Raw genomic sequence first — 19,693 nt, 5'->3', positions numbered from 1 at the left:
ACGGGAGTGGAAGGCTCGCAGGCGTTCATCCATCCCGCGAACAGCGAGGCACATCTCATGACCACGCAGATTTCCGCCGCCAACGCCGACCTCTCGTCACAGGCTGCCCAAGTCCTGCGTGGGCTCGCGCTCGACGAGGAGCTGAAGTGGCGTGTCCCGGGTGACCCGGTCCTGGGCCCGCTGGCCCGCAAGGTCGCGCGGCGGTACGTGGCCGGTGAAACCCTGCACGACGCCCTGGAGCGGGCGCAGCAGGTCCTGGCTGCCGGCCACCGCGTGAACGTCGAGTACATGGGCGAGAGCTGCCGCGACCCGCGGCGGGCCACGGAGGAGACCGACACGTTCCTCTCCGCGGCCCGGCTGCTGCCACCCGGGTGCTCGATCTCCCTGGACCTGTCCCACATCGGCTTGGCCGTCGATGCGGAGCTTGCCCTTGCCAACGCCTCCCGCATCGCTCGGGCCACCGCCGACACCGGGCGGGAGATGGTGATCTCGGCTGAAGGCTCCGACCGTACCGACGAGGTGCTTGCCCTGCACCGCAAGCTGTGCGAGCGGTTCGATCATGTGGGCATCACCGTCCAGGCACGTCTGTATCGCACCGCAGACGACCTGCCGGAGCTGCTTTCCCGTCCCGGCCGCATCCGCCTGGTCAAGGGCGCCTTCCTCGAACCCGAGGCCATCGCCCACCGGCGCGAGGACCCGGCCCTGACCGCCGCCTATCTTGCGTACGCGCAACAGTTGGCCGACTCGGGCCGTCCGTGCTCCTTCGCCACCCACGACTGGGATCTGATCAACCGCGTTGACCAGCACCTCGGAGGGAAGGGGCACGATTCCGTTCCCTGGGAGTTCGAGACCCTCCTCGGCCTCGGGCCCGACCGCCTCCGGGCCATGGCCGAGCGCGGCCACCCCACCCGGGAGTACATCGTCTTCGGCACGGAATGGTGGCTCTACGTCTGCAACCGCATCGCCGAAGACCCCCAGCGCCTGCTCCAGGCCCTGGTCGACGCGGCCGCATGACCAAGAGGCCTCCGCCGCCGGCCGTGAGGAAGCCGGTCCCGGCCGGCTGAGACAGCCTTCGGCGCGTCGGTAGGGAAGACCTCCGGACGGCGTTCGCACCACGCGTCCCAGGGCGCCGTCCGGTTCGGGCGCGCCCGGGGTCGGGCCAGACCGGGGAGAGGGAAGTCGACGGCGCCGGGCTGCATCCGGACAGGTCGCTGAGGCGTCTTGGTCGGCATGGACCTGGAGAAGCGGCCCGCGCAGCAGCCGGCCGAGCCGTCGGCGCGGCGGACGCCCCCCGCGCGGACGCCCGCACCGCAGGCGCCGGAGGGGTGCCTCACCGTCGCGATCCGGATTCCCGTACGGATCGTCGTGCTCGTGCTGGTTCTGCCGGTGCGGATGGCGTGGGACGCGCTCGTCGTGGCGGGCCGGTTCCTGAATGACACGGCGCTGCGACCCGTGGGGCGGGCCCTGCTGTGGGTCGCCGAGGCCGTCCTCGTGTGGCCGTGGGTGGCGCTGTGGCGCCATGTCGCCGTCCCGGTCGCCAAGGGCCTCGGCCGGCTCGGCCACCGGCTGCTCGTCATACCGGTGGTGTGGCTCCACCGGTACGTCCTCACCCCGATCGGCCGTGCCGTCGCCTGGGCGGCGGCCGGTGCCTGGGGCGGGGTGGTGTGGGTCGTCGCCGGTGTCGGGACCGGGCTCGTGTGGCTGTACGGATGGACGCTGGTGCCGCTCGGCCGGGGCCTCGCCTGGCTGGTGCGTCACCTCGTCGTCGTACCGGCCGGGTGGCTGTACCGGTACGTGCTGACGCCCGTGGGCCACGTCCTCGCGTGGGCGGCCGGGGGAGTCGTACGGCTCACACGGATGATCTTCATCGGGCTCGGGCTCGGCCTCTACTGGACGCTGCGCGTCCTGCTCGTGCTGCCCGCGCTCGCGATGTGGCGGTGGGTGCTCGCGCCGGCCGGACGCGTCCTCGCCGTCGTAGGACGCGAGGTCCGGGACGCGCTCGGCCATGCGTGGCGGATCGCCGGACACGTCTCGGCGGCCGTCGGACGGGCGCTGGCCACCGTCTTCCACTGGATCTTCGTGGAGCCGGCGCGCTGGGTGTACCGGACCGTCCTCACGCCCGCCGGTCATCTCGTACGGGACGCGATCGGGAAGCCCGCCGCCGCAGCCGCGCGGACCGTCGGCCGCAGCGTCCGCCAGACGCTGGACACCGCCCGCGAATCCCTCCGCGAGGCCCGCGCCGCTGTGCGCAGGGCACTCTTCGGACGGCCGGCGGAACCGACGCCGGTCGCCCGGCGGGAACCGGGAGCCGCCGAGGCACGTACTCTTGGTAGCAGTACGACCGCTCTCACGAAGGAATGAACGACACTGGGCAAGCGACAGCCCGAAGGCCCGCCGCCCGCACCCGCGGTGCAGCGCATCCGACTGCGCTACACCAAGCGCGGCCGCCTCCGGTTCACAAGCCACCGTGACTTCCAGCGCGCCTTCGAGCGTGCGCTGCGCCGTGCCGAGGTGCCCATGGCGTACTCGGCGGGGTTCACGCCGCATCCGAAGGTGTCGTACGCCAATGCCGCACCCACCGGCACGGGCAGTGAGGCGGAGTACCTGGAGATCGCGCTCACCGACGCGCGCGACCCGGAGAAGCTCCGGCTCCTTCTCGACGAGTCCCTGCCCGCCGGGCTCGACGTCGTCGACGCGGTCGAGGCCCGTACCTCCGGCCTCGCCGACCGGCTCACGGCCTCCGTGTGGGAGCTGCGGCTGGACGGCGTGGACCCGGCGGACGCCGCCCGCGCGGTCGCGGCCTTCAACGCGGCCGAGGCCGTCGAGGTCCAGCGCATGACCAAGAACGGCGTCCGGACGTTCGACGCCCGTGCCGCCGTGGTGGAACTCGACAGCGTCGACGGTGCCGAGACGCGGAGTGCGGAGGCTGATAGGCCGACCGACCAGCCCTGTGCGATACTGCGGCTGGTTGTTCGGCACGTGACGCCTGCCGTACGACCCGACGACGTCCTGTCCGGTCTCCGCGCCGTGGCCGACCTGGCGCCGCCGGTCCCCGCAGCGGTGACCAGGCTGGCGCAGGGGCTGTTCGATGAAGAGACCGGCACGGTGACCGACCCGCTCGCGCCCGACCGCGAGGCAGCGGCGGCCCTCACAACGGCCGCCCCCACTGCCGCCGCGAAGGCGTCGGCGCCGGAAGGCCCCGCGTAGGACGGACGTCGTAGCGCCGCCCTCGTATCCGGGAGCCACCTGGGTCGGGCAGCGCACCGACCACAAGACTTTCGCCAGGCCGTACGCAACACGGCGTACGGAACCGGCGAGACAGGACACAGAGAGCTCCCGAGCGGCGCCCGCGCCCCGGACGGCGGCAGTCGCGTACGACGCGAGCCGCGGACGTCACCGGCCACGCCGGACCCGGGTGCGGCGCCCGGGAGCCTGACGGGAGAAACGCCCGCATGCCCGAACAGATCGAGAACACGGAGTCCACGCAGGGCTCCGAACACAACACGCCCAGCGACACCCTGCCGCCGCGCCGTCGCCGCCGTGCCGCGTCCCGCCCCGCGGGACCGCCGTCCGCGGCGGACGAGGCGTCCGCCGAGACGGTCGAGCCGACCGTGGCGGCGGCGGAACCCGCGGACCTCGCGGCCACCGAGCCCGGTGCGGCCGCCGTGGCGGACGAGAACGCCGTGGCCGCGGAGAGCGCTGAGGCCGACGCCACCGCTGACGTCGAAGCCGCTGAGGACGCCGAAGAGGTCCAGGAGGCCGACAAGGCCGCCGCAGAGGCGGTCGCCGATGTGGCCGAGGCCGGGCCCGCCGGGCGTACGCGCCGGCGTGCCACGCGCCGTGCCTCCGCGCCCGCCGGTGCCCCCAAGGGCACCGAGACCGCCGAGACCGTGGTGCCGGCGGCCACCGCCGCCGAGGAGAGCGCCGCCGTCGCCGAGACGCCCGCCGCCGAGGTCTCCGCCCCCGCCGAGGAGGCCGCGCCCGCCGCGCGTCCCCGGCGCCGTGCCACCCGCCGAGCTTCGGCCCCCACCGGTGCGCCCCAGGCGGCCGGGACCGCGGAAACCGTGGTAACCGCCGAGAGCACCGGGTCGGCCGCGCCCGAGACCGCCGCCGAGACCGTCACGGAGGCCCCTGCCGAGGCGGTCGCCGAGGCCGCCGACGCCGCGCCCGCCGGGCGTACGCGCCGACGTGCCACGCGCCGCGCCTCCGCGCCCGCCGGTGAGCCGAAGGCGGCCGAGGCCGCGGCGGCTCCCGCGGAGAGCCCGGAGGTCCCGGAGACCGTCGAGGCCGCCGCCGAGCCCGCTCAGGACGCCGCGCCCGTCGAGGCGGCCCCCGAGGAGGCCGCGCCGCGCCGCACGCGCCGTCGTGCCACGCGCCGGGTGACCGCTCCCGAGGGGCCGACCGAGGGCGACACCGCCGTCGGCTCTCCGTCGACCGAGACCTCCGCTGCGGCTCCGACCGCGCCGGCCGAGACGCCCGCGGTTGCCGGGACCACGTCTGCCCAGACTCCCTCCGCCCCGGCCGCCAAGGCGTCCGCCGAGGGCGAGGACGGCGGCGCCCGGCGCGCCCGGCGCCGGGTCGCCCGGAAGGCGGCCGTCGGGTTCTCCGAGCCGACGGCGTCCGCGGCCGAGGACGCGCCCGCGCGGCCCGCCCGGCCCGCCGTGGCCGTGTTCCAGGCGCCGGTGTTCACCGAGCCGATGTTCCAGACGCCGGAGCGGGCGGCCGCGCAGGCCGCCGCCGAGGCCGAGGCGGAGGTCGCCGACAGCGACGAGACCGCCGACAGCGGCGGGTACGCCGAGGAGGAGAGCACCGGCGGTTCGCGTCGCCGGCGCCGCCGCCGCGGTGAGCCGGCCGAGACGGAGCCCGTGACGGCCGACAAGGCCGACGAGGTTGACGAGGCCGAGGAGACGGACGAGTCCGAGGAGCCCGAGGGGGCCGCCGAGGACGGTGCCGACGGCGACGAGTTCGGCGAGGAGGAGACCAGCGGTTCGCGGCGCCGCCGTCGCCGTGGCGGCCGTCGTCGTCGCCGGGGCGAGTCGGCCGAGGGCGAGTCCGGTGAGGGCGACGAGCTCGCCGCCGAGCAGGCCGGGCAGGACGCCGAGGACACCGCCGAGCAGATGGACGAGGACGCCGAGGACGAGGGCGACTCCGACGAGCGCGACGAGGCTTCCGGCTCCAGCAGCAGCCGGCGTCGCCGTCGCCGCCGCCGCCGCGCCGGGGACTCCTCCGGCGAGGCCGACTCGGCCTCGGACGACCCCGAGCGCACCGTCGTCAAGGTCCGTGAGCCGCGCGAGCGGCGCGCCAAGGAGACCGAGCTGTCGGACGAGGTGCAGTCCATCAAGGGCTCGACCCGTCTGGAGGCGAAGAAGCAGCGCCGCCGGGAAGGCCGTGAGCAGGGGCGCCGCCGCGTCCCGATCATCACCGAGGCCGAGTTCCTCGCCCGCCGCGAGGCCGTCGAGCGCGTCATGGTCGTCCGCCAGAGCGGCGAGCGCACCCAGATCGGCGTCCTGGAAGACAACGTGCTCGTCGAGCACTACGTCAACAAGGAGCAGGCGACCTCGTACGTCGGCAACGTCTACCTCGGCAAGGTGCAGAACGTGCTGCCGTCGATGGAGGCCGCCTTCATCGACATCGGCAAGGGGCGCAACGCGGTCCTCTACGCCGGTGAGGTCAACTTCGAGGCGCTGGGCATGGCCAACGGCCCGCGGCGCATCGAGAGCGCGCTGAAGTCCGGGCAGTCCGTGCTCGTCCAGGTCACCAAGGACCCGATCGGGCACAAGGGCGCCCGTCTGACCAGCCAGGTCTCGCTGCCCGGCCGGTACCTGGTGTACGTCCCCGAGGGGTCGATGACCGGGATCAGCCGCAAGCTGCCCGACACCGAGCGGGCCCGGCTGAAGACCATCCTCAAGAAGATCGTCCCCGAGGACGCGGGCGTCATCGTGCGCACCGCCGCCGAGGGCGCGAGCGAGGACGAGCTGCGCCGTGACGTCGAGCGACTGCAGGCGCAGTGGGAGGACATCCAGAAGAAGGCGAAGAGCGGCAACGCCCCGACGCTGCTCTACGGCGAGCCGGACATGACCGTCCGGGTCGTGCGCGACATCTTCAACGAGGACTTCTCCAAGGTCATCGTCAGCGGCGAGGACGCCTGGGAGACCATCCACGGGTACGTCTCCCATGTCGCGCCCGACCTCGCGGACCGGCTGCAGAAGTGGACCTCCGAGGTCGACGTCTTCGCGACGTATCGCATCGACGAGCAGCTGATGAAGGCGCTGGACCGCAAGGTGTGGCTGCCCAGCGGTGGTTCGCTGGTGATCGACAAGACCGAGGCCATGGTCGTGATCGACGTCAACACCGGCAAGTTCACCGGCCAGGGCGGCAACCTGGAGGAGACGGTCACCAGGAACAACCTGGAGGCGGCCGAGGAGATCGTGCGTCAGCTGCGGCTGCGCGACCTCGGCGGCATCGTCGTCATCGACTTCATCGACATGGTGCTGGAGTCCAACCGGGACCTGGTGCTGCGGCGCCTGCTGGAGTGCCTGGGCCGCGACCGTACGAAGCACCAGGTCGCCGAGGTCACCTCGCTGGGCCTGGTGCAGATGACCCGGAAGCGGGTCGGTCAGGGTCTGCTGGAGTCCTTCTCCGAGACCTGCGTCCACTGCAACGGGCGCGGCGTGATCGTGCACATGGACCAGCCGACGACCGCCGGTGGCGGCGGCAAGCGCCGTAAGCGCGGGCGGGGCGGCGCGGAGCACGACCACGAGCAGGTGGCCGTGCCCGAGGCCGTCGAGCCGGAGGCCGCCGAGCCGGTGGAGCCGGTCGAGGCCGAGGTCGCGGAGGTGGCCGCCGAGGTCGCCGAGCCGGTGGCGCTTCCCTCGCCCGAGTTCGAGCCGGACGAGGAGTTGTACAGCAGCGTCGCCGAGGCGGAGGCCGCGGTCGGCCGTGGTCGCTCGCGCCGCCGGGCGACCCGTCGGGCCTCCGCGCCCTCGGGTGCGCCGAGGCGGCGGGAGACCGCGGCGGAGGTGTCGTCGGACGAGGCCGAGGAGCGGGCGCCCAAGTCGCGGGAGGCCGCCGAGGCCGAGCCGGTCGCGGTGGAGGACCCGGTCGTCGAGACGCCGGCCGCGGTGAGCGCCGAGGAGGCCGCGCCCAAGGGCCGTACACGTCGTCGGGCGACCCGGAAGGTGTCCGCGCCCGCGGGTGCCCCCGCCGGTGCGGCCGCGGACGAGGCCGTCGTGACGGTGTCCGTCGCGGAGCCGGTCGTCGAAGCCGTGGCCGAGCCGGTCGTGGAAGCGGCTGAGCAGCCCGAGGCGGCCGCCACCGCCGAGAGCGCGGCTCCGGCCCGCCCGAGGCGGCGTGCCGTGCGCAAGGCGACGGCGCCCACCGCGCCGGAGGAGGCCGCTGTCGTGGTCGTGCCGTCCGCTTCGGCGGAGGACACCGCCGGAGCTTCGGCCGAGGAGTCCGCCGCGGTCGCGGAGGAGTCCGAGGCGCCCGCCAAGAAGGCGGCGGCGCGGAAGACGGCCAAGAAGGCGACGGCGAAGAAGGCCGCCACGAAGAAGACGGCCGCCAAGAAGACGGTCGCGAAGAAGGCCACGGCCAAGAAGGCGGCGACGAAGAAGACGGCCTCGAAGAAGACCACGGTCGCCGCCGAACAGGCGTCGAACACGGTCACCGCTTCGACCGACGAGAGCTGAGCCCCCCCGGGGCGGGCCACGGCCCGCTCCGGAAGCGAGGCCCCCGTCCGGCGGATCAACTGCCGGGCGGGGGCCTTCGCGTTGCCCGTGCCGGGGGAGAAACCTCACATAATGCCGGGATGTTTGGGGCGGTTTGGGTACCACTTTTGGCGCGTAAACACCCCCTGCCTCTTGGATCACCCGCAGACGCCTGCAAAACTCACGTAGTCGAACGAGCAAGAGCGTTGAAGCACTACCTCGATGCGCGGCCCGTCCGTGGGGGCGAGGACCCGGGGCCGTGAGCGGGGAACGGGGAGGGGATCGCATGGCGCGTGCGCGCCTGACGAGTACGAGGCGGCACCGTGCCGTGGGGCCGGCCGGGATCGCGCGCAAGGCCGTGGCGCTGGCCACCGTCCTGTCGGCGGCCGGGGTGCAGGTGGCGATGTCCGCCGGGACCGCGCAGGCCGCCCCCACCTGGACGGAAGGGCCCGTCTTCAACGATCCGTTGGGCGAGGAGGGCGAGCAACTCGCCATCCGCACGCGGCTCATCGACCTCACGGCCGCCGCGCTGCCCGGCTCCACCATCAAGGTCGCCGTCTACCACGTGTGGGAGGCGTCCGTGGTCAACGCGCTCGTCGCAGCCAAGGACCGGGGCGTCAACGTCCAGGTCCTGCTGGACGAGTCGAGCGTCAGCGACCGCCCCGCCAACACCGCGTACAGCAGTCTCGCGGCAGCGCTGGGCACCGACCGCACGAAGGGCTCGTACATCGCGACCTGCCCCGTCGACAAGTCGTGCCTCGGCGATCCGAAGTACGGGCAGTCGATCATGCACAACAAGTTCTGGCTGTTCTCGGCGGTCGAGGGCGCCACGAACGTCGTCGTGCAGACCACCTCGAACTCGACGCCCTCCGCGCACACCAAGTTCTTCAACGACGCGCTGCTGCTGCCGAACAACCCGACGATGTACGACGCCTACGCGGACTACTTCGACACGATGGTGGCCCGCGACTGGGCGAGCTGGGAGTACCGGACCGTCAGCAACGGCCTCTACAAGGCGTACTTCTTCCCCCGGGCGGGGAACACCCGCGCCACCGACAGCGTGTACTCGGTGCTCAACAACGTGCAGTGCTCCTACAAGGACACCGGCGGGGTCACCCGGAAGACCTGGGTGCGGGTGGCGATCTTCAAGATCACGCGGATGGCGATCGCGGAGAAGCTGGTCGCGCTGAAGAAGGCCGGCTGCAACGTGAGCATCGTGTACGCCGAGTCGGACAGCGCGAAGAGCTCGGGCGGTACCGCGGGCACCTGGGAGAAGATGCACACCTCGGGCGGGCCGACCGTGCGGTGCTACAACGACGACCGGGACCCGCTGAACCCCGGGCAGAAGCTGACCACGCCGTACATCATCCACTCCAAGTACATCCTGGTGGACGGCATGTACGACGGAGTGCGCAACAGGATCAGCTTCACCGGCTCGGGCAACTACACCGGGCCCGCGCTGCGCGAGAACGACGAGTCGATCGTCAAGGTCGACGACGACGCCGTGCACGACATGTACAAGGCCCACTTCGACCAGGTGATCAAGGTCGCCTATCCGGGCCGGGCGGACACCACGGACCTCTGCAAGGGTGTGAAGCCGCTGCCGGCGGACGGCGAGAAGCCGGTCAGGTGAGTTCCGCGGTCGTGGGGCGGGGCTCGGTTTGACCCGTTCGATCGTCGCCCCGTAACCTTGACCGTCGGCGTGTCCGTAAGCAGACGCGCCACATCCCCGTAAACCTCATCCTTCCGGGCGCCGGGCGCCTCGGGAGAGGCCGTCCGCATGTCGGGTGGCTGGACTGCGGGGGTGCCGTTCCCGAGCGAGAGAGTGAGATCCGCGTGTACGCCATCGTGCGCAGCGGTGGTCGCCAGCACAAGGTTGCTGTCGGCGACATCGTTGAGGTTGACAAGATTTCCACCGCCAAGGTTGGCGACACGGTCGAGCTCTCGACCCTGCTCGTTGTCGACGGCGACGCTGTGACCAGCGACCCGTGGGTGCTGGCCGGCATCAAGGTCCAGGCCGAGGTCGTGGACCACCACAAGGGCCAGAAGATCGACATTCTGCGCTACAAGAACAAGACCGGCTACCGCCGTCGTCAGGGCCACCGCCAGCAGTACACGGCGATCAAGGTCACTGAGATCCCCACGGCTGCGAAGTAAGGGACTGAGGAGAGATGGCACACAAGAAGGGCGCATCGTCCACCCGGAACGGTCGCGACTCGAACGCCCAGCGGCTCGGCGTGAAGCGCTTCGGCGGTCAGGTCGTCAACGCGGGTGAGATCCTGGTCCGCCAGCGCGGCACCCACTTCCACCCGGGCGCGGGCGTCGGCCGCGGCGGCGACGACACGCTGTTCGCGCTGCAGTCCGGTGCGGTGCAGTTCGGCACCAGCCGTGGCCGCAAGGTCGTGAACATCGTTCCGGTCGCCTGAGTCTTCCGACCAGGGCTTCCGTAGAGCGATTCGTCGAGGCGGACCTCACTTCCCGAAGCGGGAAGCGGGTCCGCCTTTGACGTGTTAGAGCTGAGACAATTCCGTACACCACGCATTGCGCGTAACTGGAGGCACCCACCATGACCACCTTCGTGGACCGCGTCGAACTGCATGTCGCCGCGGGTAACGGAGGCCACGGCTGTGCCTCCGTCCACCGTGAGAAGTTCAAGCCGCTGGGCGGCCCCGACGGGGGCAACGGCGGACGCGGCGGCGACGTGATCCTGACCGTGGACCAGTCCGTCACCACCCTGCTCGAATACCACCACTCTCCGCACCGCAAGGCCACCAACGGCAAGCCGGGCGAGGGCGGCAACCGCTCCGGCAAGGACGGCCAGGACCTCGTCCTGTCCGTCCCGGACGGCACGGTGGTCCTCGACAAGCAGGGGAACGTCCTCGCCGACCTCGTCGGCCACGGCACCTCCTTCGTCGCCGCGCAGGGCGGCCGGGGCGGCCTCGGCAACGCGGCCCTCGCCTCCGCCCGCCGCAAGGCGCCCGGCTTCGCGCTGCTCGGCGAGCCGGGGGACCTGCGCGACATCGTCCTGGAACTCAAGACCGTCGCCGATGTGGCGCTGGTCGGTTACCCGAGCGCGGGCAAGTCCTCGCTGATCTCGGTGCTGAGCGCGGCCAAGCCGAAGATCGCGGACTATCCGTTCACCACCCTCGTCCCCAACCTGGGCGTGGTGACGGCGGGCTCGACGGTCTACACGATCGCGGACGTGCCGGGCCTGATCCCCGGTGCCAGTCAGGGCAAGGGCCTCGGTCTGGAGTTCCTCCGCCACGTGGAGCGGTGCAGCGTCCTCGTCCACGTCCTGGACACGGCGACCCTGGAGTCCGAGCGCGACCCCGTCTCCGACCTCGACGTCATCGAGGAGGAGCTGAAGCAGTACGGCGGGCTCGACAACCGGCCGCGGATCGTCGTCCTCAACAAGATCGACGTGCCCGACGGCAAGGACCTCGCCGAGATGGTGCGGCCGGACCTGGAGGCCCGCGGCTACCGGGTCTTCGAGGTGTCCGCGGTCGCCCACACCGGTCTGAAGGAGCTGTCCTTCGCGCTCGCCGACCTCGTCGGCAAGGCGCGGGCCGCGAAGCCGAAGGAGGAGGCGACGCGGATCGTCATCCGCCCGAAGGCGGTCGACGACGCGGGCTTCACCGTCAGCCGCGAGGACGACGGGCTCTTCCGGGTGCGCGGCGAGAAGCCGGAGCGCTGGGTACGCCAGACCGACTTCAACAACGACGAGGCGGTGGGCTATCTCGCCGACCGTCTGAACCGGCTCGGCGTCGAGGACGAGCTGATGAAGGCGGGCGCCCGCTCCGGCGACGGCGTCGCCATCGGCCCCGAGGACAACGCGGTCGTCTTCGACTGGGAGCCGTCCGTCACGGCCGGCGCGGAGATGCTCGGCCGCCGGGGCGAGGACCACCGCTTCGAAGAGTCCCGTCCCGCCGTCCAACGCCGCCGCGACCGCCAGGCCGAACGCGACGAGATCGAGCAGGCCTACGACGACTTCGAGCCCTTCTAAAGGGGCCGACGCGTCCCCGGGCCCGTGCCCTCAGAGCACCCGGTAGCTGCGGCCGCCGGGGCCCGGGGCGCGGTACCCGCCGCTCCAGGCACCGCCGCGCCCACCCGCGCCGCCCCAGCGGCACGACTACCCGCGGCTGGGACACCGGAAGCGGGGCCGGCCACGACCACGAGCCGGCTGCCGCCCCGCGCGACGACACGGCGTGCCGGGGCCACGGCGGCCTTCCGCAGCCGCCGGTCCAGCCCCCAGGGGCGCGGGAACTGCGCGACAAGCCCCCGGCGCACCCACAGCCGCTCCACCCCCCTCGCGTCCCCCGAACCTCGGCGTAGCGCAGGCAATGAAGAGGCCCCGGCGGTGTCCAATCCACCGCCGGGGCCTTTTCGGCTGCACCTAGCGGAGCGCCTCCGCGTCGCTGGTCTCTCCCTCGGCTCCCACCTCGTCCTGGGACTGGCGGGGGGAGGGGATCTCGCCGGCGAGGCGGGACTCCATGCGGACCCGGCGCTCGTCGGCCTTGGCGCACAGCGTCCTGACGGCCGCACCGAACCGGACGATGGACGGCGGGTCCGACGGCCCGAGCAACTGCTCCTTCAGATCGGCGCGGGCCCGCGTGAAGTGGTCCTTCTGCGGGTTGCGCACCGCGTCCAGCAGCCCCGGCACCTCACGGGCGTCCGGTGTGATCACGACACCCGCCGACACGGTCGGGAACGCCGCACGGAACGCCGCCTCCGGCAGCCCGGACGTGTTGCCGACGGCGTACGGCTTCTCGCTGGACAGCCAGTCCGACACCACCGACGAGACATCGCTGATCAGCAGGTCGGACGCGTTGAAGCAGGCGAAGATCGCCGGCCGGGCCTCGGTGATGATGAGGTGCTCCCACTCGGGGAACGACGCCCAGTACGCCTTCTCCCAGGCCAGCGTGGCCTCGGCGATGGCCGCCTCACGGTCACCGCTCGGCGTGCCCTGGAGCAGCATCCGCTCCATCTCGTCCGCGCTGGACCGGAACGACGTCGAGGTCAGCTTGTCCAGCTCGGTCGTGCGGCGCACCAGCTCCGCGGCGGCGTCGGCACCCGGCCGCGCCCCCGAGCGCCTCGTGTTCGCCTCGCGGATCATCGCCTTGATGCGCTCGTTCGCGGCGCCCGCCCGAGGGTCGACCGAGCCGGTCATCGGGTGCGGCTTGTACAGCAGCCGTACCTTCTCGTCGGCCAGCAGCGCACGGACGATGTTCTCGCCGGCCAGGACCACCGAGGTGTTGCCCGGGTTGCCGTCCCAGCCCTCCCAGGTGGGGGCGTACAGGACGGTCGTGTACGGGCCGGTCGGCGGACCCGCGTACGGGCGGATCGGCGCCAGCTGCGGACGCCCCACCTCGACTATGTCCTTGTCCTCGACACCGACCTCGGCGAGCGCGTACCGCTCGCGCGCGGCGGGACCGGCGACCCACACCTCGTCGTACGCCTTCGCGTACGGGTTGCAGGAGGACAGCTTGTCGCTCTCGCCGTGGTTGATGAACGCGTGCTTGATGGTGGGGATGCGCAACACCTGGGAGGTCTTCGCGGCGTTGGCCGGGTGCAGCATCATCTTCAGGGTCGAGTTCTCCAGGGAGAACATCGTCGAGACCTTCGGGAAGCAGATGATCGGCACGTCCGTCGCGTCGATCTTCTGGACCATGAAGCGCTCCCGCAGCACGATCAGCGGCTTGTCCAGCCGGGACAGCGTGGAGAGCCACATGTTCGCCTGGTAGGCCGAGGTCGTGCCGCCGGAGAAGTACATGGCGACGGTCGGCTGGTAGCGCTCCAGCCACCCGTCCAGCCACTCCATGACCTGCTGCTCGCTCTTCGCCCGCTTCTTGGGCAGCAGCCAGGTCGCCAGGTACGCCGTGCCGCCGACGAGGAGGGTGAGGCCGAAGCCGAGGCCGAGGCCGCCCCAGGTGGCGTCCTGCGTGGCCGCCGTGGCCAGCAGACCGGCGGTGATCGGCAGGGAGAAGGTCAGCAGCCGGTGGGCCTGGCGGCGGGCCAGGATGCGCGGCGGCGCGGCCGTCAGGCGCAGCTCGGAGGCGTCGATGTTGCGCGTGACGATCGGCAGCGTGCGGCTGCGGCGGACCAGCACGGAGACGCCCTGGCAGGCGAAGTGCACCGCGTAGAAGAGGCACAGGCCGACCAGCAGCGGTGCCTGCTCGCGCAGCGGGTCGATGCCGTCGATGCGCAGCAGGCCCACCAGGATCAGCATGTCGCGCAGCAGCTGGCGCACCAGCGCGTCGAAGCGGACCTTGCCCAGCAGCGCGAGGAGTCCGGGGTCCCGGTACTGCAGATACGTGTCCAAGACGAGGCCCGCCGCGCCGGCGGCGACGAACAGGGCGATGTTCGGCAGCAGCGCGGAGACGATCTGGACCGTGAAGAGCGCGAACATCGCGAACAGCGCTGACAGCTGCACGATGCGGCGGGGTACGAGGCCTGCGGAGGGCACGGGCGGGGCTCCTGCGGAGGGTGCGACGGATGGAGGGGGAATGAGAGTAGTGGGGGTGGCCCGCCACTGTGCGCGCGCCCCCGGGCGCCTTCCGACCCAGGATGCCGCACGAGACGAGGAAGGCCGATCCTGACCGTATGACCTAGGGCGGTCGAGGAGCAATCTTCCATGAGACCAGTCACCAGCAATGGGGCATATCGCCCGGAACTCCGAGGCGTTTGTCACCCTCTTCCTCTCAGGGGCTCCGGGGCGTGCCGGAGCGGACCCGCGCCGTCCGCCCCTCGAAATGAGGACGCGTCCGGCCGGGCCGCTCACGTAGATTGCGCACTGCACACACCGGGCTGGTTCGGAACATTGGGGATACAGGTGTCAGCGGCAAGGCAGGGAGTGGCGGAAGCGCACCGGATCGTCGTCAAGGTGGGCTCCTCGTCGCTGACGACGGCCTCCGGGGGCCTGGACGCGGACCGGGTGGACGCCCTGGTGGACGTGCTGGCCAAGGCCCGTAGCGGCGGGGAGCGGGAGATCGTCCTCGTCTCGTCCGGCGCCATCGCCGCCGGGCTCGCTCCGCTGGGCCTGCGCCGCCGCCCCAAGGACCTCGCCCGGCAGCAGGCCGCCGCCAGCGTCGGCCAGGGGCTCCTGGTGGCCCGCTACACGGCCTCCTGCGCCCGCTACGGCGTCCGGGTCGGCCAGGTGCTCCTCACCTCCGACGACATGAGCCGCCGCTCCCACCACCGCAACGCCTCCCGCACCCTCGACAAGCTCCTCGCGATGGGCGCGCTGCCGGTCGTCAACGAGAACGACACGGTGGCCACGGACGAGATCCGCTTCGGCGACAACGACCGTCTCGCCGCCCTGGTCGCCCACCTCGTCCGGGCGGACCTGCTGGTCCTGCTGTCCGACGTCGACGGCGTGTACGACGGCGACCCCAGCCGTCCGGGCACCTCGCGGATAGCGGAGGTACGGGGCCCGGAGGACCTCGCGCATGTGGAGATCGGCAGCGCGGGCAAGGCCGGCGTCGGCACCGGCGGCATGGTCACCAAGGTCGAGGCGGCCGGCATCGCCACCGGCGCGGGCATCCCCGTGGTCCTGACCAGCGCCGTCCACGCCGCTGACGCCCTTGCCGGCCGTGACACCGGCACCTACTTCCACCCCACCGGCAAGCGCTCCGCCGACCGGCTGCTCTGGCTCCAGCACGCGTCCACCCCGCAGGGCGCGCTCACCCTGGACGACGGGGCCGTGCGCGCGGTCGTCGAGCGCCGCAAGTCGCTGCTGCCGGCCGGTATCGCGGCCGTCGACGGAGACTTCAGCGCCGGTGACCCGGTAGAACTGCGCGACGGCGCGGGCCGGGCCGTGGCCCGCGGGCTGGTCAACTTCGACGCCAAGGAGATCCCCCAGCTGATCGGCCGCTCGACCCGGGAACTGGCGCGCGAGCTGGGTCCCGCGTACGAACGAGAGGTCGTACACAGGGACGATCTCGTGCTCCTCCACCCCTGACCAGCCGCCCCGCGAAGGGTGCCGCAGCACGGCCCGCGTCGGTGCGCGTTCCGTAAAACCGCCCCACGGAGCCCCTGAGCCTGCTCAACTTTGTCCCAGGGGCATTCCGCACCCCCCCATGCGAAGCCCGCATCGTTGCGAAGGAGGCCGTCGTGAGACGAGTGCGCCCCGGGGCTACGGCGTCCCGTGGTGGTGGTACCTCCCGTGCGGCCGGCGAGGAGCGGACGCTGACCAGCGTCACCTCCTCGGACACGTACGAGGGCGGAGCCGGGGAGCCGCAGGACCTGCCCCGGCTGTGGCACGTCACGCTGAGCGTCTCGGGGCCCGAGGCCCCGCTGAAGGAGGTGCGGCGCGGCCTGGAACAGCTCGCCCACGACCACCCCTTCCTGCTGACCAGCCGCTACGCCAACGACCACGCCGAGATCCGCTACTGGGAGGAGGCCCGCGACCTCCACGACGCGGCCGCCGTGGCCCTGCGGTTGTGGGGCGAGCACCGCCGTACGGCCGGACTGCCGCCCTGGGAGATCGTCGGCCTGGAGGTCATCGACCGCCAGACCTACCACCAGCGCATCGCCGAGGGCTGCGGACCGCCACCTGCGGCCCGCGTCGGTGTCCACCCGTTCTAGGCGTGCTGTCAGGCCGGGCGTGGTGTCCGGTCGGACAAGCTGTCCGGCCAGGTGTGCCGTCCCGGCGGCTCGGATCAGGGGGCGCGGATCAGAGGGCGCGGGCCGCCGCGCGGGGGCGCGTCCGGGGTCCGTCTCGGCTTGTGGGACAGCGACTGGGGCCGCCTCCCGCGGCGCACTACCCTTCCCTTATGACCACGCTCTCGCCGTACGACTCCATGTCCCCGGTCACCCGGGCCGCCTATCGCGCCAAGGCCGCCGCCGCCGACCTCGCGCCGCTCCCGCGCGCCGACAAGGACGACGCGCTGCTCGCCATCGCCGACGCGCTGGAAGTCCGTACGAGTGAGATCGTCGAGGCCAACGCCAAGGACATCGAGCGCGCCCGCGAGGCCGGCACCAGCGAGGCGATCATCGACCGGCTGACGCTGAACCCCGAGCGGATCCGCGCCATCGCCGCCGATGTGCGCGACGTCGCCGCGCTGCCCGACCCGGTCGGCGAGGTCGTCCGCGGCTCGACCCTGCCGAACGGCATCGATCTGCGCCAGGTCCGCGTCCCGCTCGGTGTCGTCGGCATCATCTACGAGGCCCGCCCGAACGTCACGGTGGACGCCGCCGCCCTCTGCCTGAAGTCCGGCAACGCGGTCCTGCTGCGCGGCTCGTCGTCCGCCTACGAGTCCAACACCGCCCTCGTCCGCGTCCTGCGGGACGCCGTCGGCGGCGCCGGGCTGCCCGCCGACGCCATCCAGCTCGTCCCCGGCGAGAGCCGTGACTCCGTGCGCGAGCTGATGCGCGCCCGCGGCCTGGTCGACGTGCTCATCCCGCGCGGCGGCGCCTCCCTGATCCGCACGGTCGTCGAGGAGTCCACGGTCCCGGTGATCGAGACCGGCACCGGCAACTGCCACGTCTACGTCGACGCGGGCGCCGACCTCGACACGGCGGTCGAGATCCTGATCAACTCCAAGGCCCAGCGGGTCAGCGTCTGCAACGCCGCCGAGACCCTCCTCGTCCACCAGGACATCGCCGCCGAGTTCCTGCCCCGCGCCCTCGACGCCCTCGCCGACGCCGGCGTCACCGTCCACGGCGACGAGCGCGTCCTCGCGTACGCCAAGGAGACCCGGGCCACGGTCGTCGAGGCCACCACGGAGGACTGGGAGACCGAGTACCTCTCGTACGACATCGCCGCGGCCGTCGTCGACTCGCTGGACCGGGCCGTGGAGCACATCCGGCTGTGGAGCTCCGGGCACACCGAGGCGATCGTCACGACCTCCCAGCAGGCCGCCCGCCGCTTCACCCGGTTGGTCGACTCCACGACCGTCGCCGTCAACGCCTCCACGCGTTTCACCGACGGCGGCCAGTTCGGCTTCGGTGCCGAGATCGGCATCTCCACCCAGAAGCTGCACGCCCGCGGGCCCATGGGCCTGCCCGAGCTGACCAGCACCAAGTACATCGTCACGGGCGACGGGCACGTACGCCGCTGACACCCGGCGCATACGTCGCCCAGCAGGGCGTACGGGCCTCGTGGGGCGCCGGTCGGTTCCAGCGAAGCGACCGGCGAACCGGCTGGGCACAACGGATGAATTTCCTTACCGTCTGCCCAAATTGACCACCCCGGTCTACTCTGGATCCGTGCCGGAGGACGTGGGGGGCACGCCGTTCCCGGACGGCTGGGAGCCCGACGACGACCGCGACCGCGGAGGTATGGACGAAGAGTTCGCCTCCGTGGTCTTCGACGAGGACTTCGTACGGGCGGCCGTGGTCCATGAGCCGACCGCGGTCGAGCGGCTGCTCGCCGCCGCGGAGGCCCGCGCCGCGGCCCAGGAGGCCGAGGCCCGCCGGGCGCACTCCAGAGGCCCTCGCGGCGACGACTACGACGACGGCTTCGCCGACGGCCCCGACTTCGGCCACGACCTCGACGATCTCGACGACCCCGAGATCCTGGAGGGCCGCTACGGCCCCGCCGGGCCCTACGGCAGGCAGACCCGCTGGCACCGCCCCGTCGCCTGGGTCCTCGCCCTGGTCATGGGCATCGGCATGGTCGCGCTGGCCTTCACCGCCGTGTACCGGGGCGCCTCCTCCAGCCGCGGCGACGAGGCCCCGCCCCCCGCCACCACCGGAGTCGAACAGGGCACCTCGGCCGGCCCCTCGGCCTCCGCGGACCACTCCCAGCCGGCCGTGCCGGCGGTACCGCGCCGTCCCTGACCCACGACTCGATAGGGCGTTCGAAATCCTGGTGAGAACCTGTCAGAAGTTGTCGCACACCTCTGCGTTTACCGGAGCTCCCGCAGACCTACCCTGAAGGTATGGGCGGGCCCGGAGACCCACCCGAGGGGACACCCGAGGGCACCCCCGGCGGTGGCGGCGACGACGAGTACCGATCCGTCGTGTTCGACGAATCGTTCGTTCGCGCTGCCCGCATCCAGGAGTTCTCCGCCCGGGAGCGGCTCACCGACCACGCCCCGGCCGTCCGCCGCCGCCCGCCCCTGCGCCGCGGCCTCTCCCGGCAGGCGCTGATCCTCGTCCTGCTGATCGCCATCGCCTTCGGCACCGCGATCTACATGGGCGTCCGCCATCCGTACCAACCCCGGGCCACGAGTTCCACCGAGCCCCTGAGGATGACGGTGATCCCGCTGGCCCCCCAGGCCCCCGTCCCCGGCGCCGACGACCCCGAGACGCTGTACGAGAACAGCCCCGCCGCCCACTTCCGCACCGGCGCCGACGGCATCACGATGCCTGCCACCCGCCGCACCGAACACTTCTCCGACAGCCAGGTCGTCACCTCGCTGACCGTCGCCAAGGAGTACCTGGTCGCCTCCGCGCTCGACCCGCGGGTGCTCGGCGGCACCACCGTCGAGCCGGTGCGACGGCTGCTCGACTCCAACCAGCTCGACCAGTTCGACCAGAGCTTCGACCACCCCGCCGCCGACGGACGCCACGCACCCACCGGCTGGCTGGTCCGCTTCGACCCCTCCCGCGCCCGGCTGGCCGACACCAGGATCCGCGTCCAGGGCACCCTCCAGGCGGCGGAGTTCGACTCCGGAACGCTGGAGGTCGTCGCCGCCCACACCTTCGTGTACGCGCTGCGCCCCGCGGGCACCGGGGCGGGTTCCGAGGCGTCCCTCTTCACCGTGCGGCGCGAGCTGCACTTCCGCTTCGACCAGGACGACCTGCGCACCCACCAGGCCGAGCTCCTCGTCTCCTACGTCCAGGCAGGACCGCTGGCCTGCGCCGACGACGCCGCGAACCATCTGCGGCCGCTGCTCGCCGGCCAGAAGGACAAGGCCGGCGGCCCGGCCGGCACCGACCCGTACGCCACGGGCGGCGCCACCGCCCTGTGCGGCTCGCTGGCCCGGAGCGCCCAGCCGACGGTGTGAGCACCACGAGGAAGCGCCCGGTCCGGAGGCGGAACC

14 protein-coding genes are annotated in these 19,693 nt (G+C 72.4%); 13 read left to right on the top strand and 1 reads right to left on the bottom strand.

Annotated features, from left to right (window positions below; translation table 11 throughout):
- Positions 1–57: 57 nt before the first annotated feature.
- The 8 genes from AC067N_RS06995 to obgE all read left to right on the top strand — a co-directional run bounded on the left by AC067N_RS06995 (position 58) and on the right by obgE (position 11,709).
- The gene (locus AC067N_RS06995; protein ID WP_478677868.1) at positions 58–1,014 is read left to right on the top strand and encodes a proline dehydrogenase family protein; all 957 of its coding nucleotides are present in this window, start codon (positions 58–60) and stop codon (positions 1,012–1,014) included.
- A 216-nt stretch (positions 1,015–1,230) separates the two neighbouring features.
- On the top strand, positions 1,231–2,361 hold the full coding sequence (locus AC067N_RS06990; protein ID WP_478677867.1) for a hypothetical protein: 1,131 nt from the start codon (positions 1,231–1,233) through the stop codon (positions 2,359–2,361).
- Between the two features lie 48 nt (positions 2,362–2,409).
- A complete protein-coding gene (locus AC067N_RS06985; RefSeq protein ID WP_478677866.1) occupies positions 2,410–3,207 on the top strand; it encodes a TIGR03936 family radical SAM-associated protein in 798 nt (265 codons plus the stop codon).
- 245 nt (positions 3,208–3,452) lie between these two features.
- Positions 3,453–7,688, top strand: a complete 4,236-nt coding sequence (locus tag AC067N_RS06980; RefSeq protein ID WP_478677865.1) for an Rne/Rng family ribonuclease — start codon at positions 3,453–3,455, stop codon at positions 7,686–7,688.
- 304 nt (positions 7,689–7,992) lie between these two features.
- Positions 7,993–9,339, top strand: coding sequence for a phospholipase D-like domain-containing protein (locus tag AC067N_RS06975; protein WP_478677864.1), 1,347 nt, complete (start codon positions 7,993–7,995; stop codon positions 9,337–9,339).
- Between the two features lie 203 nt (positions 9,340–9,542).
- Positions 9,543–9,863: a 50S ribosomal protein L21 gene (gene rplU, locus AC067N_RS06970; protein WP_003990208.1), complete on the top strand. Its 321-nt coding sequence runs from the start codon at positions 9,543–9,545 to the stop codon at positions 9,861–9,863.
- A gap of 14 nt (positions 9,864–9,877) precedes the next feature.
- A complete protein-coding gene (rpmA, locus tag AC067N_RS06965; RefSeq protein WP_468102637.1) occupies positions 9,878–10,132 on the top strand; it encodes a 50S ribosomal protein L27 in 255 nt (84 codons plus the stop codon).
- 140 nt (positions 10,133–10,272) lie between these two features.
- Entirely contained in the window at positions 10,273–11,709 is a 1,437-nt protein-coding gene (gene obgE, locus AC067N_RS06960; protein WP_478677863.1) for a GTPase ObgE, read from the top strand.
- A gap of 390 nt (positions 11,710–12,099) precedes the next feature.
- On the opposite strand, the gene AC067N_RS06955 is transcribed toward obgE, so the two are convergent.
- Positions 12,100–14,169 (bottom strand): hypothetical protein, encoded by a 2,070-nt coding sequence (locus AC067N_RS06955; RefSeq protein ID WP_478677862.1) that lies wholly within the window; start codon positions 14,167–14,169, stop codon positions 12,100–12,102.
- Positions 14,170–14,556: 387 nt separating this feature from the next.
- On the opposite strand from AC067N_RS06955, the gene proB reads away from it, so the two are divergent.
- From proB to AC067N_RS06930, 5 genes are all read left to right on the top strand, one after another.
- Positions 14,557–15,663 carry a glutamate 5-kinase gene (proB, locus tag AC067N_RS06950; protein WP_478677861.1) on the top strand — a complete coding sequence of 369 codons (1,107 nt, stop codon included), beginning with the start codon at positions 14,557–14,559 and terminating at the stop codon, positions 15,661–15,663.
- A gap of 161 nt (positions 15,664–15,824) precedes the next feature.
- Positions 15,825–16,289: a hypothetical protein gene (locus tag AC067N_RS06945; protein ID WP_478678284.1), complete on the top strand. Its 465-nt coding sequence runs from the start codon at positions 15,825–15,827 to the stop codon at positions 16,287–16,289.
- Positions 16,290–16,477: 188 nt separating this feature from the next.
- Entirely contained in the window at positions 16,478–17,764 is a 1,287-nt protein-coding gene (locus tag AC067N_RS06940) for a glutamate-5-semialdehyde dehydrogenase (protein WP_478677860.1), read from the top strand.
- Positions 17,765–17,912: 148 nt separating this feature from the next.
- On the top strand, positions 17,913–18,485 hold the full coding sequence (locus tag AC067N_RS06935) for an SCO2584 family spore wall biosynthesis protein (RefSeq protein WP_478677859.1): 573 nt from the start codon (positions 17,913–17,915) through the stop codon (positions 18,483–18,485).
- A gap of 101 nt (positions 18,486–18,586) precedes the next feature.
- Entirely contained in the window at positions 18,587–19,657 is a 1,071-nt protein-coding gene (locus AC067N_RS06930) for an SCO2583 family membrane protein (RefSeq protein WP_478677858.1), read from the top strand.
- Positions 19,658–19,693: the final 36 nt, after the last annotated feature.

Source organism: Streptomyces sp. NPDC042364 (assembly GCF_056437585.1).
This window is presented reverse-complemented; position numbering and strand designations above follow the sequence as displayed.